Source organism: Bacillus sp. JHAA (genome assembly GCF_036961585.1).
In the GTDB taxonomy this organism is placed as follows: Bacteria; Bacillota; Bacilli; order Bacillales; family Bacillaceae; genus Bacillus; species Bacillus velezensis.
Genome location: NZ_JBAMDE010000001.1, coordinates 121,762 through 137,135, shown reverse-complemented (window position 1 = coordinate 137,135; position 15,374 = coordinate 121,762). Strand labels below are relative to the sequence as shown.

The window sequence follows — 15,374 nt, the reverse complement described above, 5'->3', positions numbered from 1 at the left end:
CAGGTTTTGGGTTTTTTGTGATGGAGCCGTTTTTGCAGGGAAAAAGTCATTCTTGAATAAGGATCGTCTGAACCGCTACACTGGATATAAAGAGGAAAAATTCTCCGTCCGTCCGAACCGTCTCATTTTGCAATTGATGGACAGAAGTCAATGAATTATGATAGTAAAGAGTGATAAAAGAGGTGAAGACATGATTCTTATTCAAAATGCCGAGTTTGAACTCGTACACGATTTTAAAAACGGCTTTAATGAAGAAGCGTTCAAAGCCCGCTATTCGGACATATTAAATAAATATGATTACATTGTGGGAGACTGGGGATACAGTCAGCTGCGGCTCAAAGGCTTCTTTGATGACCAGAATCAAAAAGCAACCTTTGAAACGAAAATCAGCACATTGGACGAATACATTTACGAATACTGCAATTTCGGCTGCGCGTATTTTGTTTTAAAACGAATCAGAAAATAATTGATGCAGAAGGGGATGCTGTCACGTGTATTTTGTTGACAGAAATAATATCGAACAAACACTCCGTTTTTTTGAGACCCAGCTGGCGCTGTTTGACAGCACGCCTGCATGGGAGAGCGAGATCGAAAAAAGGGCGCTTGAGCGGATCAGCCATCTTATGATCGAATGCATTCTCGATGTCGGAAATGATATGATTGACGGCTTTATCATGCGCGATCCGGGCAGTTATGACGACATCATGGATATTCTGACGGATGAAAAGGTGGTAGCTGAGGATGAAGGAAATAAGCTGAAGCAACTGATCTCTTCCAGAAAGCAGCTTGTCCAGGAATATCAGCACGCCGATTATCAAGAGCTGTTTACGCTGATCACGTCAAACAGAGATGTGCTGAAAGCCTTTCCGGCCCGTGTAAGAACCTATCTGGAAACAGAATTAGGGCCTGTTTCCGCATTTAAATAACAACGAGTGAGAAAATCCACAGGAGTGTTGAGTATGAAGGATTATAAAGGATATTTGATAGATTTGGACGGCACAATGTACAACGGGACGGAAAAAATCGAAGAAGCGTGTGAATTCGTGAGAACGCTTAAAGCGCGCGGCATTCCGTATTTATTCGTGACGAACAATTCTTCCCGGACGCCGAAGCAGGTGGCGGACAAGCTGATGAGCTTTGACATTCCGGCATCTGAAGAGCAGGTCTTCACGACGAGCATGGCGACTGCGCAGCATATCGCCCAGGAGAAAAAAGACGCGTCGGTGTATGTGATCGGCGAAGAAGGCATCCGTCAGGCCATTGAAGAAAACGGGCTGAGCTTCGGAGAAGAAAACGCGGACTTTGTCGTTGTGGGAATCGACCGCGGCATTACATATGAAAAGTTGGCAACGGGATGCCTTGCGATCAGAAACGGCGCCCGGTTCATTTCAACAAACGGCGACGTCGCCATTCCGACTGAAAGAGGACTTTTACCAGGGAACGGTTCGCTCACATCCGTTTTGACGGTGTCAACGGGCGTTGAGCCTGTCTTTATCGGCAAGCCTGAATCCATTATTATGGAACAGGCGATGCGTGTGCTCGGAACGGATATTTCCGAAACACTCATGGTCGGCGATAACTATGCAACGGATATTATGGCCGGCATCAATGCGGGCATGGATACGCTGCTGGTTCATACCGGAGTGACAAAGCGTGAGCATATGGCAGATTACGGCCAGAAGCCGACATATGCGATTGACTCTTTAACCGAATGGATTGAACATCTATAAAAAAAGGGACGGCCATGACGGCCGTCCTTATTCTGTATTTCTTGCGCTGTGAGCAAGCCGGCTTGAAGCCGCTGCTGCGATTGCGCCGACGATATCATCAAGAAACGTATGGCATTCGCCCGTAGATTTATCATTTAACCGCCCGAGAATACCGGGTTTTTCTTTGTCAATGTAGCCGTAATTCGTAAAGCCGATTGAGCCGTATATATTCACGATAGAGAAGGCGAGCACCTCGTCAACCCCATACAGGCTTTCATCAATCGCCAGAATGGTCTGAAGCGGTTCAGACAGCTTTTTTTGTTCGGCGAGCACATCTAATTCTATTCCCGTTAAAATGGCGTTTTGCACTTCGCGTTTTGCGATGACACGATCCACATTGAGCCTGCATACTTCCATCGTCAAATCAGGATGATATTTTTTTTGAAGGAAATACACCAGCTCGGCAATATCGTCCGTCTCAACCCCCCGTTCTTTTAAACGCGCCCTGGCGACAGCTTCCACCTGATTCAGTTGTTCCTTTTCTGACATTTGCTTCACCCAATCTTTTTTTACTAGTTTATACAACACTCTTCCGATGTGTACGATGTTTCTCCACTTGATTCAAAGGATTACAATATGTATTCATAATTCCGCCGGCGTATGACTACGATGTGAATAGCTCTAATTTTTCAGGCAGGTGATTATGATGAAAAGCATCATTAAAGAAAAGTACGGCATCCACGTCAGACAGCTTTCCGTTTATCAGAAATACCAATGCTTCCAGACGCCTAATTCCTTCTTTCTTATAATTCCCGTTTCCGGGTTTTCGCAATCAGAGCTGACGGAGCTTTACTACATGAGTCAGTATTTACAAGAACAAAGTGACCCATACGTTTCAGTGTTTATCTTTACGAAGGAAGGAGAACTGACCTTTGAGGACGAAGGCAAAACGTATGCGCTCTTAAAAGCGCCGATTCCCGTCTCAAACCGGTCGTTTTCTGTCGGAGGGGAGCTTGCCGAATTTCACAGAAAAGGGCGGGGTTATCCGTACGAAGTGAAAGAAGCGGGCAGGATCGGCCAATGGAAGGACTTATGGGGAAAACGGGTGGATCAGCTGGAATCATTCTGGATGCAGAAAATTCATATGTCTCCGCTTGAACCGTTCGAAAAGAAAATGATCGAAGCATTTCCTTATTATTCAGGCTTAGCGGAAAACGCCATTCAATATTTAGTGGATACGGAGCTGGATGACAATCCCGGCGCAGAAGACTCGGGGACAATCTGCCATCAGCGGATGGAACGGGATACCTGGTCGGAGGAATCATTGATCCGCATTCCGGGCGATTGGGTATTCGACCATGCTGCCCGTGATATTGCGGAATATATGCGCAGCACATATTTGTATCATCGTGACGACCTGCTCAAAGATGGGTTTTTGTTTCTGCAGGAATATGAGCAAGTTACGCCGTTATCCTCCTTTTCCAAACGCCTGTTTTACAGCCGCCTGCTGTTTCCGCTCCATTTCTTCGAGACGGTGGAGAGCTATTACATTTCTCATGATTCTGAAAAACAGTATTACGAAGAGCAGCTTGACTACATTCTTGCCGACTGCACCCGCTATGAACAGTTTTTACAGACATGTCACAACATGATGAATGTCAGGTCGGCGCAGGTTTTTGTCCCGCCTGTGGCGTGGCTCGGGAAAGGAATCAGTTCGTAAGAAAATATGACGTAAAAATATTTAGAAAATAGGGAATCTTGTCATATCAGTGTGTTAAGCGTTTTCATAGCCGTAGAAACAATATTCAGCCGCTTGTCAAAACAAATGCGGGCTTATATAATATTTGTAACTTAAATGTCTGTGAAGGGTTAACAATTGTCCTTTTCTAGTGGACAAAAGGAAGAAAGGTGGAGTTTCTCTTTGGAAGCGATTCGTATTGGACTGTTAGGACTGGGAACCGTGGGAAGCGGAGTCGTCAAAATTATACAAGATCATCAGGATAAGCTTATGCACCAGGTCGGCTGTCCGGTGACGATCAAAAAAGTGCTAGTTAAAGATATTGATAAAAAACGAGACGCAGATCTGCCGAAAGAAGTGCTGACGACAGAGGTCTATGATGTGATCGATGACCCTGAAGTCGACGTGATTATTGAAGTCATCGGCGGTGTCGAACAGACGAAGCAATATCTTCTTGATGCCTTGAAAGCGAAAAAACATGTTGTGACCGCAAATAAAGATCTGATCGCCGTATACGGGTCAGAGCTTTTAGCCGCCGCAAAGGAAAATGGCTGTGACTTGTATTATGAAGCGAGTGTCGCCGGCGGAATCCCGATTTTACGCACGCTCGAAGAAGGCCTTTCCTCTGACCGGATCACAAAAATGATGGGAATCGTCAACGGAACGACAAACTTCATCTTAACGAAAATGATTAAAGAAAAAAGCCCGTATGAAGAAGTGCTGAAGGAAGCGCAGGATCTCGGATTCGCGGAAGCGGACCCGACCGCCGATGTAGAAGGGCTCGATGCCGCGCGCAAGATGGCGATTTTAGCCCGTCTCGGCTTCTCTATGAATGTCGATCTGGACGATGTCAAAGTAAAAGGAATTTCCCGGATAACGGATGAAGACATCAGCTTCAGCAAACGGCTCGGCTATACGATGAAGCTGATCGGCATCGCCCAGCGTGATGACAATAAAATCGAAGTCAGCGTTCAGCCGACACTGCTCCCGGATCATCATCCGCTCTCTGCGGTGCATAACGAGTTTAATGCCGTTTACGTGTACGGAGAAGCCGTCGGCGAAACGATGTTTTACGGCCCCGGAGCCGGAAGCATGCCGACTGCGACATCGGTCGTTTCCGATCTGGTCGCGGTCATGAAAAACATGCGTCTCGGCGTAAACGGAAACAGCTTTGTCGCCCCGCAGTTTGAAAGAAATCTGAAGCAGCCGTCTGATATCTATGCCCAGCAGTTTTTAAGAATTCACGTCAAAGACCAGGTCGGCTCTTTTTCAAAAATCACATCGGCCTTCTCAGAGCGCGGCGTCAGCTTTGAAAAAATTCTGCAGCTGCCGATCAAAGGCCATGACGACCTCGCGGAAATCGTCATCGTCACGCATCATACATCGGAAGAAGATTTCAGTGACATTCTGCAAAACTTAAATGACCTCGAAGTCGTACAAGAAGTAAAAAGCACATATCGCGTAGAAGGGAACGGTTGGAGCTAATGTGGAAAGGACTCATCCATCAATATAAAGAATTTCTGCCGGTGACGGATCAGACGCCGGCCCTGACATTGCATGAAGGCAACACGCCGCTGATTCACCTGCCGAAACTTTCCGAAAAGCTCGGAATTGAACTGCATGTGAAAACAGAGGGCGTTAATCCGACGGGATCCTTTAAAGACCGCGGCATGGTCATGGCGGTCGCCAAAGCGAAAGAAGAAGGCAATGATACCATCATGTGCGCCTCTACAGGGAACACATCCGCGGCAGCTGCGGCATACGCGGCGAGAGCCGGCATGAAATGCATCGTCATCATCCCGGACGGAAAAATCGCCTTCGGAAAACTTGCGCAGGCCGTCATGTACGGTGCGGAAATCATCGCGATTGACGGAAACTTTGACGACGCGCTGGCCATCGTCCGGTCGATTTGCGAAAAATCACCGATTGCATTAGTGAATTCAGTAAACCCTTACCGGATTGAAGGGCAAAAAACAGCGGCCTTTGAAGTATGCGAACAGCTCGGCGAAGCGCCGGACATTCTGGCGATCCCGGTAGGAAACGCCGGGAATATCACGGCCTACTGGAAAGGGTTCAAAGAATACCATGAGAAAAACGGCACCGGACTTCCGAAGATGCGCGGTTTTGAGGCGGAAGGTTCTGCGGCTATCGTCCGCGGCGAAGTCATTAAAAATCCAGAGACCGTTGCGACGGCAATCCGAATCGGGAATCCTGCCAGCTGGGACAAAGCGGTGCTCGCTGCGGAAGAATCAGCCGGAAAAATTGATGAAGTCACAGATGAAGACATTCTTCACGCTTATCAGCTGATTGCCCGTGAAGAAGGCGTGTTTGCCGAACCGGGCTCCTGTGCATCCATCGCCGGCGTTTTGAAACAGGTAAAATCCGGTGAAATTCCAAAAGGCAGCAAGGTTGTCGCAGTTTTGACCGGAAACGGCCTGAAAGATCCGAACACGGCTGTAGACGTATCTGACATAAAACCGATCACGCTGCCGACAGATGAGGACAGTATTCTGGAATACTTAAATGGAGCGGCGCGTGTATGAATGAGGCGGAGATGCTGTTTTCCATTACGGTTCCGGGAAGCACCGCCAACTTAGGGCCTGGGTTTGATTCCGTCGGGATGGCGCTCAGCAGATATTTGAAGCTTTCGGTTTTCCGAAACGATGAATGGCAGTTCTCGGCGGAAACCGAAACTGTCGCGGGCATCCCTCAAGGAACGGACAACCTCATCTACCAAGTCGCCAAACGGACGGCTGACCGCTATCAGAAAGAGCTGCCGCCCGCCCATGTCAAAGTGTGGAGTGACATCCCCCTTGCGCGGGGTCTCGGAAGCAGCGCGGCCGCTATCGTCGCCGCCATTGAGCTTGCGGATGAGTTATGCGGCCTGCAGCTTTCGGAAAGCGACAAGCTGCACTTAGCCAGTCTTGAAGAGGGGCATCCTGATAATGCCGCTGCTTCTCTTGCAGGAGGGCTTGTGATCGGCCTTCACGAAGAAGGTGAAACACATATCGTGCGTGTGGCCGAAGCGGATATCGACGTTGTGGCAGTGATTCCGTTTTACGAAGTTCTGACCAGGGACGCAAGAGACGTGCTCCCGAAAGAGCTGCCGTACCGGCACGCCGTTAAAGCAAGCGCCGTCAGCAACCTTCTCGTTGCTGCGATCATGTCAAATGACTGGGCGCTCGCCGGGAAAATGATGAGAAAAGACATCCTCCATCAGCCGTACCGCGCCATGCTTGTTCCTGAGCTTTCAAAGGTGGAACATGCGGCCGAAATGAAAGGCGCTTACGGAACGGCGCTGAGCGGAGCGGGACCGACGATTCTTGTCCTGATTGAAAAAGGAAAGGGAGAAGAGCTGAGAAAACAGCTTTCTGAGCATTTCCCCCACTGTGAGATTGCGGCGCTTACCGTCCCGTCAGAAGGAAGCGTAATTGAACGGAATCCTTTAGAACAGGTGAAAAGTGTATAATGATAAAAAAGCGTTCTTCCCATCAGAGAAGGACGCTTTCTTTTTCTGGAGAAGGATTTTTATTTAGGGAAGCGAAATAAAAAAGAAAAGGAGGAGAAACGATTGAAAAAACTCATAACCGAGGAGGACATTGCGACTCTCATATCCGTGACAGACCCGCAATATGCCCCTGACGGCAGAAGAGCCGCTTACGTCCGGACAACAGTCAATCATAAGCGTGATTCCTATTCCTCAGCCATTATGGTATATGACACAGAATCCGGCATCTCAAACCCGTGGACTTTCGGGGACAACAGAAATACAAGTCCGCGGTGGTCACCTGACGGACGGCGCCTCGCCTTTGTTTCTGACAGGGAGAACGGCATCCCACAGCTGTACATCATCGACGCTGCCGGAGGAGAGGCGGAGCAGGCGGCCGAGATTCCTTGGGGCGTATCAGATCCGATATGGGCGCCCGACGGCAGATCCGTGCTTGTGACCGTCAGTCTGACATCAGCGGAGCGCGCCGATGAGAAAGAAAAAAAGAAGCATGACGAGTATGAGCCGGTTGACATTCAGTCATTAACATATAAACGTGACGGGAAAGGCCTGCTGAACGGAAGCTGGGCCCAGCTTGTGCTGATTCATCTTGAAACGGGGGAGATTCGGCAGCTGACGGATCATGAAGCGGATCATTATGGCGCGGCCTTTTCACCGGATGGCAGGCAGCTTGCGTTTACCGCCAATTTATGCGAGCCGGGTGACGCCGGAAAGCCGAGCGATGTCTATCTGATGAATCTGGCGGATGGAAGCCTGAAGCAGATTACGCCGCACCGCGGTTCTTTCGGTTCCTGCGTGTTTTCACCGGACGGTTCTTATATCGCGATGCTTGGCCATGAAAATGAATTTCGCAATGCGACTTTAGAAAAAGCGTGGCTGTACGACGTGAAAACTGAGCGGCTGTCCTGCCTGACCGACATGCTGGATGTTCATTTGAGCGATGCGCTGATTGCGGATTCAATCATAGGAGGAGTGACGCCCCGGCCGGTATGGACAAACGACGGGCAGGGTTTTTACGTTCTCGGGAGCGAGCAGGGAAGCACCGGTATTTATTATATCTCGATTGACGGCCTCGTATATCCGATCCGATTAGAAGAAGAGTATGTGAACGGTTTTGCTTTTCATCCTGATCAGAAAAGCTGTATCGCTGTCATTGCCAAACCCGCACAGCCTTCCGAGCTTTACAGCATTTCGCTCGAAGATGGGGAAGAGAAGCAATTGACATCCGACAATGATCGGTTTATTGAGGAGCGCATCATATCCGTGCCGGAAAAGCTGCAATATGAAACAAAGGACGGGCTGACGGTAAACGGCTGGTTTTTAAAGCCCGCCGTTTTTGAAGAGGATCAAACTTATCCGCTCATTCTATACATACACGGCGGGCCTCACATGATGTACGGCCATACGTATTTTCACGAATTCCAAGTGCTGGCCGCACAAGGATATGCTGTCGTGTATGTCAACCCGAGAGGAAGCCACGGCTACGGGCAGGATTTTGTCAATCGTGTCAGGGGTGATTACGGAGGCGGAGATTACCGTGATGTCATGCAGGCGGTGGATGAAGCCGTTCAGGCGTATCCGTTTATTGACAGCGGCCGTCTCGGTGTGACGGGCGGAAGCTACGGAGGGTTTATGACAAATTGGATTGTCGGGCAGACCGGCCGTTTTAAAGCAGCCGTCACGCAGCGCTCCATTTCAAATTGGTTCAGCTTCCACGGTGTCAGCGATATCGGCTTCTTTTTTACCGACTGGCAGCTCGGGCATGATTTGTTTGAGGAAGCGGATAAGCTTTGGGATCGTTCTCCTGTAAAATATGCGTCCCGCGTTTCGACGCCGCTTTTGATTCTGCACGGTGAACGAGATGACCGCTGTCCGATAGAGCAGGCGGAGCAGCTTTTTACCGCATTGAAGAAACTGAACAAAACGACGTCGTTCATCCGGTTTCCGAAAGCCACGCATGAGCTGTCGAGAAGCGGCCATCCGGAACAGCGGATGAAACGCATCCGTTATATTTGTTCATGGTTTGATGACTATTTGTAAAAAATAAAAAACCAGGCTGTCATGCAGCCTGGTTTTATGATTAAAATACTTGTTCTACTTCAACGACACCCGGTACTTCTTCAAGAAGGGCGCGTTCGATTCCGGCTTTCAGCGTAATCGTTGAACTTGGGCAGCTGCCGCATGCGCCAAGGAGGCGAAGCTTTACAATGCCTTCGTCTACGTCAACAAGCTCACAGTCACCGCCGTCACGAAGCAGAAACGGACGTAATTTATCCAATACTTCCTGTACTTGCTCTTTCATTTCAACCTCAGTCATGAGATTCGCTCCTTTCATATACATAAAACCATTATATTCACAGTAACGGTAAAAATCTAATGTTTGGTTTGCAAAGCTGCTTTCCCCATTATAGCATATTTAAACTTGAACATAAAAACCGTTTTTTATACAAAAGCTGCCCCGTCCTTTGTATACTGGTGTAAAGGGGATGATATACATGATTAAGCCGGTTACGCTCAGTGTTTACGGCGCTGAAAAGCTTTGCGCAAGCTGCGTGAATATGCCGAGCGCCAAAGATACGTTTGAATGGCTGGAGGCGGCGCTGCAACGGAAATATCCGGAACAGCCTTTTCATATGCGGTATATTGATATTGACGCACCGCCTCAGCAAAAGGAGACAGAAGAACTTGCGGAGCGCATCAGAAACGATGAATTTTTCTATCCGCTCGTGCTGGTGGAGGATGTCATTGTGGGGGAAGGGAATCCGCATTTAAAAGATATATATGAAGAAATGGAAAAGCGCGGCTATGTTGCGGGCTCTTAAAAATGGCCGCTGATCGCAATCAGCGGCTTTTTTCTTATCAGCCGTTATGATGCTTGTACATCCATAAAAGGCCTGATTTTAATAAACGGGGCACACGCCCGATGAGCGGACGGTCGTTGACAAGACCGAAGCCCGCTTTTTTTCCGAGTGAACCGAGAACGCCTTTCAGCTTAAATTGCGGCATTGTTTCCGGCAGCTCTTCATTGTTCCAGCGTTTCAGGAGGATCTGCACAATTTGTTCCGCCTGTGCTTCAGCCAGCTGGGCGCTCGGCGCATGCGGCAGGCTCGCGCAATCACCGACGACGTAAACATGCTCATCGCCCGGAAGGTTGTGATGCGGTGTTAAAACGATGCGGCCCTGCGGATCTTTTTCAGCGTCCAGTTCTCTGACGGCTTTATTCGGCTGAATTCCCGCCGTCCACACGATGGCATCGGCCGCTATTCCTTCATCATGATTATAAACGATCCCGTCTTCCACTTTTGTAATATTCGCATTATTGATAATGGTGACGCCGTGTTCTTCAAACCATTTCTGAACATACTTGCTGAGTCTTTTCGGAAAGCTTGATAAAATCAGGTCGCCCCGGTCAAATAACATAATCTTCAGATCGTCACGGCTCTCTCTTAATTCACTGGCAAGCTCCACGCCGCTTAATCCCGCTCCGACGATAGCGACAGATGCATTGGCGCCGAGGTTGTTCAGCTTTTGATAGGCTTCGCGTGACTGATCAATGGTCTGAATGCTGTAAGTATGTTCCGGCGCGCCGGGCACGTTATGATACTTATCCTCGCAGCCCAGTCCGATCACCGCGTCATCGTAAGAAATCGGTTCGCGGTCATGAAACAGAACCTGTTTGTTTTTCGTGTCGACGGAAGCCACCTCACCGTATTGAACATCCAGATTCGGATGCTCAGGAAAAGACACCCTGATATGATGATCAGAAATCGTGCCGGCGGCGAGCGCATAATATTCTGTTTTTAAGCAGTGATACGGGTTTCTGTCAATCAGCGTGATGGATATATCTGACGGAAGCTGGTTCGGCAGTAAGCGGTGCAGCACCCGCATGTTTCCGTAACCCCCGCCGATCAAGACCAATTTTTTCATAATGATTCCCCTTTTGCCCGAAAAATATGGTAGTCAATGTTGTTACAAAATAACGAACTATGTAAAATAACATCTAGAATTATATCGAATTTGATCTAAAACCACAATAATAGTTTTAAAATAACCTACAAATTGACCAGAAAACACGTAATAGTAAAACCTTTAACCTGAATTAATATGTTACGATAACATTGAGCGTGAAACCGGATCTTTGACGAATAGAGGAAATTCCGTTAGGATAAGGTACATATGTGAGGTGAAACCGCATGAATCCGATGATTGAATTCTGTGTCAGCAATTTAGCGCGCGGTTCCCAGGAAGCACTTGAGATCTTAGAGAAGGATCCGAACTTGGACGTGCTTGAATACGGCTGTTTAAGCTATTGCGGGAAATGCATGGAGTCCCTGTTCGCCCTGGTCAACGGCGAAGTGGTCACGGGAGGCACGCCTGCTGAACTGGTTGACAACATATATACATTCATAGAAGAAAATCCGATGTTTTAATCAGAGGCTCCGAACGGGGTCTCTTTTTTATTGCGCCCCGGGTTTTGGCAAAATAAAAAATTTGTAGACAGCAAAAATAAATATTGTTATCTTAATAAAGACTTTTTTTAAATAAAATTTTAGAGGTGGATTCATTGAATATCGTTTGGGGGCTGCTCGGGGCAGTTGCTATATTAGCCATTGCTTTTTTGTTATCAGAGAAGAAAAGCAAAATTAACCTGCGAACCGTCATTGTCGGTTTATGTTTACAAATGGCCTTCGGATTCATCGTATTAAAGTGGGACGCCGGACGGGCCGTATTTTTATGGTTCTCAAGCCGTGTGCAGCTTCTCATTGATTATGCGAACGAAGGCATCAGCTTTATTTTTGGCCCGCTGTTAAAAGTGGGCAGCAGCCCGGCTTTTGCGCTGAGCGTTCTGCCGGTCATTATCTTTTTCTCAGCGCTGATTGCCGTTTTGTATCACTTGAAAATCATGCAGCTCATCTTTCGCGTCATCGGAGGCGGACTGTCAAAACTTCTTGGGACAAGCAGAACGGAATCGCTTGCGGCGGCTGCGAACATTTTTGTCGGACAGTCTGAATCACCGCTTGCCATTAAACCGCTGATTGCGGGATTGACCCGTTCCGAGCTGTTTACGATTATGACGAGCGGCCTTTCGGCTGTAGCGGGTTCGACGCTTTTCGGTTACGCCCTGTTAGGCATTCCGATCGAATACTTGCTGGCGGCCAGCTTTATGGCGGCTCCCGCCGGTCTCGTGTTCGGAAAAATTTTAATACCTGAAACGGAAAAAACGCAGACGATAAAAGGCGATTTTAATATGGACGAAGAAGGCGAAGGCGCCGCTAATGTGATTGATGCAGCGGCAAAAGGCGCGTCCACTGGCCTTCAGATTGCTCTAAATGTCGGCGCCATGCTGCTTGCGTTTGTCGCGCTCATCGCCGTAGTGAACGGAATTCTCGGCGGAATCGGCGGCTGGTTCGGTTTCAAACATATTACATTAGAATCCATTCTCGGTTACGTGTTTTCACCGATCGCATTTGTAATCGGCGTTCCTTGGCATGAAGCGCTCGGAGCGGGAAGCTATATCGGACAGAAACTTGTGCTGAATGAGTTTGTCGCTTATTCAAACTTCGGTCCGCATATTGCGGACTTTTCTAAAAAAACGTCTACGATTATCAGCTTTGCGCTGTGCGGATTTGCCAACTTCTCTTCGATTGCGATTATGCTCGGCACACTGGGCGGTTTGGCCCCAAGCCGCCGTTCGGACATTGCGCGCCTCGGATTAAGAGCGGTTATTGCGGGAACACTCGCAAACCTTCTCAGCGCGGCAATTGCCGGCATGTTTATTTAGTAAACGATAAAAGCTCCCTGCATATGCAGGGAGCTTTTATGTATGAAAAACGGGGGATATTTGTATTGTGTCCTAGCAGAAGAGCTTTTATACTAAGTAAAAGAAAAAAAGTTGGAGGCCGATATGAATTCATTCCGTTTTACCAAGATGCACGGTCTTGGAAACAGTTATATATATGTAAATCAATTTGAAGAACAGCTGCCGGAAGAACGGCTGGCTGAGATTGCCGTTAAAGTGTCCAGCATTCACACGGGCATCGGCTCTGACGGAATGATCCTCATCTGTCCGTCAGAAAAAGCGCCCGTCAAAATGCGGATTTTTAATAATGACGGCTCAGAAGGGAAAAATTGCGGCAACGGCCTTCGCTGTGTGGCAAAGTACGCATACGAACATAAGCTGACAGAAGAAACGTCCTTTTTCATTGAGACGCTTTCAGGTCTAGTGAAAGCAGACATTACAGAGGACAACGGGATTGTGTGTGAAGTCGCCGTCGATATGGGCGAACCGCGCCTCACCAAAAAAGAGCTGCCGATGCTCGGCAATGAAGATGAACGGACGATCGATGAAACCTTTGTTTTTGGAGAAACGGAGCTTTCCGGAACAGCCGTATCAATGGGAAACCCCCATATTGTTTTTCCGGTTGCGGATATTAATCAAGCGCCTCTTACAACGCTCGGTCCCGTCATTGAAAAAGACCCGAGATTTCCGGAAGGCGTCAATGTCGAATTTGTGGAAACCGTCAGCGCCGATGAACTTCATTTCCGCGTATGGGAACGCGGCTCCGGCATTACACAGGCTTGCGGAACAGGCGCCTGTGCGGCGGCTGTCGCATCCGTATTGAACGGTGTTTCCGAACGAAACCGGGATATCACCGTTCATTTAGCGGGAGGCGACCTTGTGATTAATTGGCAGGACAACGGGCACGTACTGATGACGGGACCCGCCGAAACCGTATGCAGCGGCGTCTATTATTTGTAAACAGCTCGTTTGAGAAATACTCTCCTCAAGGTTTATAATAGATATCAGCATCCGTTTTTAAAAAAAGGAGGTCTACCTATGAGTGTTCCAGTAACCATCACTGAAGCAGCGGCTTTGCATATAAAAGATATGATGAAAGAGCATGAAGAAGAAAACGCGTTTCTCCGTGTGGGCGTAAAAGGCGGCGGCTGCAGCGGCCTGTCTTACGGAATGGGATTTGAGCACGAAAAAGGCGAAAAAGACAGCATGTTTGAACAGCACGGAATCACCGTTTTGGTCGACAGCGAAAGCCTTGATATTATGACCGGCACGATCATTGACTTCAAACAGTCCATGATGGGCGGCGGTTTCACCATTGACAACCCGAATGCCATCGCTTCCTGCGGCTGCGGTTCATCTTTCCGCACGGCCAAAAACGCCGGTACGCCGGAAGAGTGCTAAGGGTCAACCCGCCATTCTTAGGATGAAAAAATATGACGTCTTTCTTTCGGTGGCGTTTGCACCATTGTTAAGAAAGGCGTTTATCTGTTTAATAAAAGGAAAACCCGCTCAACAGAAGCGGGTTTTCCTTTTTCAAAGAGGTTATTCAATTGTATGTTTCATCGCATTGTACATATTAGCGGTATGTTCATCGGCTTTATCCCGTGACATGCGCAGCCGTTCTTCTGAAGAACCATATCCGATTTCTTGTTTGCCCTCTTTCAGTCCTTTAAAAATCCCATCAGCGAATTCATCCAGCGGTTCTCCTTGAGTATGCAGCCCTGCTCCGCCTAAATCTGTATTCACCGCCGGAGGCGCAACTTCAATCACTTCTACAGATGAATCAGAAAGCTGATGTCTCAGACTCATTGTAAATGAATGAAGCGCCGCTTTCGTTGCTGAATAGATCGGTGCAATGGCAAGCGGTGTAAAAGCCAATCCCGAAGAGACGTTAATGAAAGCCGCATCTTCTTTTCCGGCAAAAAACGGAGCGAACAGCATAGACAGGTGGAAGGGAGCTTCAATGTTCGTTGTGATTTCTTTATTGAAATAGTCCCAATTGTCCTTCGCATCCGCTTTCAGCACATGAAAACGTTGTTGAATCCCCGCGTTGTTTACTAACACATTCACTTCCGGATAATTTTTTTTCACCCAATCAAACAGTGATATACGTTCAGATGGAATGCTCAAATCACTGACATATGTAATAAGATCCGGGAATGTTTCCTTTGCTTTTTGAAGAGCGTGCTCACGCCGTCCGGTCACGATGACTTTATTTCCCGCTTTTAAAAACCGTTCTGCGAAAGCCAATCCTATTCCGGCATTTCCGCCTGTAATCAGTATTGTATTTCCCGTCAGTTTCATATTAACTCCTCTTTTCCGATTGTTTTTACATTTCTTTGTCAACATTTCAGCTTTAATCCAATCAATATATTCATCCCGCAAATAGGCATGAAATAAGACAGCAGTGATTCTGTAAAATTGATTTTTAGATCATCGGGAAACCCGCCAAAACTATTCTTTCCTTGTCACAATATGATGATACGGCTTAAAGCACGGTTTAAGTCAACAAAAGAACCTTGTGCTTCCGTTTCGGTTACTCACATCAGACATAGGTCACGAAAGGAAAGGTGAACGTAAGGTCTTGGAATTTTCTTGATGCGATAAAGCGTACCGTAT

General features: G+C 47.9%; 17 protein-coding genes. 13 read left to right on the top strand and 4 right to left on the bottom strand.

Translation table 11 applies throughout. The features are described 5' to 3' along the window. Positions 1 to 190: 190 nt before the first annotated feature. The 3 genes from V7728_RS00685 to V7728_RS00675 are packed head-to-tail and all read left to right on the top strand — an operon-like array spanning position 191 to position 1,730. Complete coding sequence (locus tag V7728_RS00685) at positions 191 to 466, top strand: YutD family protein (RefSeq protein WP_003151928.1); 276 nt, start codon at positions 191 to 193, stop codon at positions 464 to 466. A gap of 25 nt (positions 467 to 491) precedes the next feature. Then, positions 492 to 926, top strand: a complete 435-nt coding sequence (locus V7728_RS00680) for a DUF86 domain-containing protein (RefSeq protein WP_007408729.1) — start codon at positions 492 to 494, stop codon at positions 924 to 926. Between the two features lie 33 nt (positions 927 to 959). Then, complete coding sequence (locus tag V7728_RS00675; protein ID WP_007408728.1) at positions 960 to 1,730, top strand: TIGR01457 family HAD-type hydrolase; 771 nt, start codon at positions 960 to 962, stop codon at positions 1,728 to 1,730. A 27-nt stretch (positions 1,731 to 1,757) separates the two neighbouring features. Here V7728_RS00675 and V7728_RS00670 read toward each other — a convergent pair whose 3' ends face one another. Then, complete coding sequence (locus V7728_RS00670; protein WP_003151934.1) at positions 1,758 to 2,258, bottom strand: phosphatidylglycerophosphatase A family protein; 501 nt, start codon at positions 2,256 to 2,258, stop codon at positions 1,758 to 1,760. A 154-nt stretch (positions 2,259 to 2,412) separates the two neighbouring features. Here V7728_RS00670 and yutH point away from each other — a divergent pair, with 154 nt between their 5' ends. From yutH to V7728_RS00645, 5 genes are all read left to right on the top strand, one after another. Continuing rightward, a complete protein-coding gene (gene yutH / locus V7728_RS00665; protein ID WP_094031251.1) occupies positions 2,413 to 3,429 on the top strand; it encodes a spore coat putative kinase YutH in 1,017 nt (338 codons plus the stop codon). Between the two features lie 201 nt (positions 3,430 to 3,630). Then, positions 3,631 to 4,932 carry a homoserine dehydrogenase gene (locus tag V7728_RS00660; RefSeq protein WP_003151938.1) on the top strand — a complete coding sequence of 434 codons (1,302 nt, stop codon included), beginning with the start codon at positions 3,631 to 3,633 and terminating at the stop codon, positions 4,930 to 4,932. Beyond that, a complete protein-coding gene (gene thrC / locus V7728_RS00655) occupies positions 4,932 to 5,990 on the top strand; it encodes a threonine synthase (protein ID WP_007408726.1) in 1,059 nt (352 codons plus the stop codon). Before V7728_RS00660 ends, thrC begins: the two co-directional genes overlap by 1 nt. Then, positions 5,987 to 6,916, top strand: coding sequence for a homoserine kinase (thrB, locus tag V7728_RS00650; RefSeq protein WP_012118350.1), 930 nt, complete (start codon positions 5,987 to 5,989; stop codon positions 6,914 to 6,916). Before thrC ends, thrB begins: the two co-directional genes overlap by 4 nt. Positions 6,917 to 7,018: 102 nt before the next feature. Beyond that, positions 7,019 to 8,995 (top strand): S9 family peptidase, encoded by a 1,977-nt coding sequence (locus V7728_RS00645; protein ID WP_099567062.1) that lies wholly within the window; start codon positions 7,019 to 7,021, stop codon positions 8,993 to 8,995. Positions 8,996 to 9,035: 40 nt separating this feature from the next. On the opposite strand, the gene V7728_RS00640 is transcribed toward V7728_RS00645, so the two are convergent. After that, complete coding sequence (locus V7728_RS00640) at positions 9,036 to 9,371, bottom strand: NifU family protein (protein WP_169510385.1); 336 nt, start codon at positions 9,369 to 9,371, stop codon at positions 9,036 to 9,038. Positions 9,372 to 9,450: 79 nt separating this feature from the next. On the opposite strand from V7728_RS00640, the gene V7728_RS00635 reads away from it, so the two are divergent. After that, the gene (locus tag V7728_RS00635) at positions 9,451 to 9,777 is read left to right on the top strand and encodes a YuzD family protein (RefSeq protein WP_099567061.1); all 327 of its coding nucleotides are present in this window, start codon (positions 9,451 to 9,453) and stop codon (positions 9,775 to 9,777) included. A 37-nt stretch (positions 9,778 to 9,814) separates the two neighbouring features. Here the strand turns inward: V7728_RS00635 and V7728_RS00630 are convergent, their stop codons facing one another. Continuing rightward, complete coding sequence (locus V7728_RS00630; RefSeq protein ID WP_032867139.1) at positions 9,815 to 10,882, bottom strand: NAD(P)/FAD-dependent oxidoreductase; 1,068 nt, start codon at positions 10,880 to 10,882, stop codon at positions 9,815 to 9,817. Positions 10,883 to 11,148: 266 nt separating this feature from the next. Between V7728_RS00630 and V7728_RS00625 the strand changes: the two genes are divergently transcribed. The 4 genes from V7728_RS00625 to V7728_RS00610 all read left to right on the top strand — a co-directional run bounded on the left by V7728_RS00625 (position 11,149) and on the right by V7728_RS00610 (position 14,156). Next, a complete protein-coding gene (locus V7728_RS00625) occupies positions 11,149 to 11,385 on the top strand; it encodes a YuzB family protein (protein WP_007408721.1) in 237 nt (78 codons plus the stop codon). A gap of 134 nt (positions 11,386 to 11,519) precedes the next feature. Next, positions 11,520 to 12,737, top strand: a complete 1,218-nt coding sequence (locus V7728_RS00620) for a NupC/NupG family nucleoside CNT transporter (protein ID WP_012118346.1) — start codon at positions 11,520 to 11,522, stop codon at positions 12,735 to 12,737. Positions 12,738 to 12,860: 123 nt separating this feature from the next. After that, positions 12,861 to 13,715, top strand: a complete 855-nt coding sequence (dapF, locus tag V7728_RS00615; protein ID WP_099567060.1) for a diaminopimelate epimerase — start codon at positions 12,861 to 12,863, stop codon at positions 13,713 to 13,715. A gap of 78 nt (positions 13,716 to 13,793) precedes the next feature. After that, complete coding sequence (locus tag V7728_RS00610) at positions 13,794 to 14,156, top strand: HesB/IscA family protein (RefSeq protein WP_003151967.1); 363 nt, start codon at positions 13,794 to 13,796, stop codon at positions 14,154 to 14,156. Between the two features lie 141 nt (positions 14,157 to 14,297). Here V7728_RS00610 and V7728_RS00605 read toward each other — a convergent pair whose 3' ends face one another. Further along, complete coding sequence (locus tag V7728_RS00605) at positions 14,298 to 15,059, bottom strand: SDR family oxidoreductase (RefSeq protein ID WP_099567059.1); 762 nt, start codon at positions 15,057 to 15,059, stop codon at positions 14,298 to 14,300. Between the last annotated feature and the right edge of the window lie 315 nt (positions 15,060 to 15,374).

What these genes read in the sequence shown, in the direction of transcription:
- V7728_RS00685 (WP_003151928.1), top strand. Translation starts at nt 191, where the DNA reads ATGATTCTTATTCAAAATGCCGAGTTTGAACTCGTACACGATTTTAAA.
- V7728_RS00675 (WP_007408728.1), top strand. Translation starts at nt 960, where the DNA reads ATGAAGGATTATAAAGGATATTTGATAGATTTGGACGGCACAATGTAC.
- V7728_RS00670 (WP_003151934.1), bottom strand. Translation starts at nt 2,258, where the DNA reads ATGTCAGAAAAGGAACAACTGAATCAGGTGGAAGCTGTCGCCAGGGCG.
- yutH (WP_094031251.1), top strand. Translation starts at nt 2,413, where the DNA reads ATGATGAAAAGCATCATTAAAGAAAAGTACGGCATCCACGTCAGACAG.
- thrC (WP_007408726.1), top strand. Translation starts at nt 4,932, where the DNA reads ATGTGGAAAGGACTCATCCATCAATATAAAGAATTTCTGCCGGTGACG.
- thrB (WP_012118350.1), top strand. Translation starts at nt 5,987, where the DNA reads ATGAATGAGGCGGAGATGCTGTTTTCCATTACGGTTCCGGGAAGCACC.
- V7728_RS00635 (WP_099567061.1), top strand. Translation starts at nt 9,451, where the DNA reads ATGATTAAGCCGGTTACGCTCAGTGTTTACGGCGCTGAAAAGCTTTGC.
- V7728_RS00630 (WP_032867139.1), bottom strand. Translation starts at nt 10,882, where the DNA reads ATGAAAAAATTGGTCTTGATCGGCGGGGGTTACGGAAACATGCGGGTG.
- V7728_RS00625 (WP_007408721.1), top strand. Translation starts at nt 11,149, where the DNA reads ATGAATCCGATGATTGAATTCTGTGTCAGCAATTTAGCGCGCGGTTCC.
- dapF (WP_099567060.1), top strand. Translation starts at nt 12,861, where the DNA reads ATGAATTCATTCCGTTTTACCAAGATGCACGGTCTTGGAAACAGTTAT.
- V7728_RS00610 (WP_003151967.1), top strand. Translation starts at nt 13,794, where the DNA reads ATGAGTGTTCCAGTAACCATCACTGAAGCAGCGGCTTTGCATATAAAA.
- V7728_RS00605 (WP_099567059.1), bottom strand. Translation starts at nt 15,059, where the DNA reads ATGAAACTGACGGGAAATACAATACTGATTACAGGCGGAAATGCCGGA.